Source organism: Streptomyces sp. MBT65 (genome assembly GCF_016612545.1).
In the GTDB taxonomy this organism is placed as follows: Bacteria; Actinomycetota; Actinomycetes; order Streptomycetales; family Streptomycetaceae; genus Streptomyces.
Genome location: NZ_JAENRY010000740.1, coordinates 1 through 537, shown reverse-complemented (window position 1 = coordinate 537; position 537 = coordinate 1). Strand labels below are relative to the sequence as shown.

Below are 537 nucleotides of genomic sequence, written 5' to 3'. Positions count from 1 at the left end.
CCCGAGTCCCCCTCGGAGAGCGCCGATCGGCTCCGGACGGATGCCCCTTGGCGAGGCGAGTCGTTCACGGATCCGACAGGCGGCGCGCCCACCCGTGGTGCGTGGTCGCCCGCCGGTGCCAACGCGCCCTATCCCACCGACACCCACCCCGCTGCGCCGTACCGCCCCGGCACCCGTCCGGCGGACCCCACCACATCCGACCTCGGCACCTCCGGATCCGCCGCACAGAGCTCCACCGCCGACGACACGGACACCCGTGCCTGGCCATCAGCCGCGTCCGGCAAGCCGGTTGAGGCCACAGTCGACGGCTCCGACACCCGTGCCTGGTCAACAGCGGCCCCCAGCAAGCCAGTCGGACCCGCGGCCGACGACGCCAGCACCCGTGCTTGGTCGTCAGCTGCTCCCAGCAAGCCCGTCGGGCCCATCGCCGACGAGCCCGCCGCCTGGTCATCGGCCGCCCCGAGCAAGCCAGTTGGACCGACCGCCGACGACGCCGACACCCGCGCCTGGTCGACACCCACCCCCACCGAACCACCC

General features: G+C 74.1%; 1 pseudogene. It reads left to right on the top strand.

The features are described from left to right. Positions 1-537: pseudogene (locus tag JHN63_RS53785) on the top strand (hypothetical protein); the annotation flags it as partial.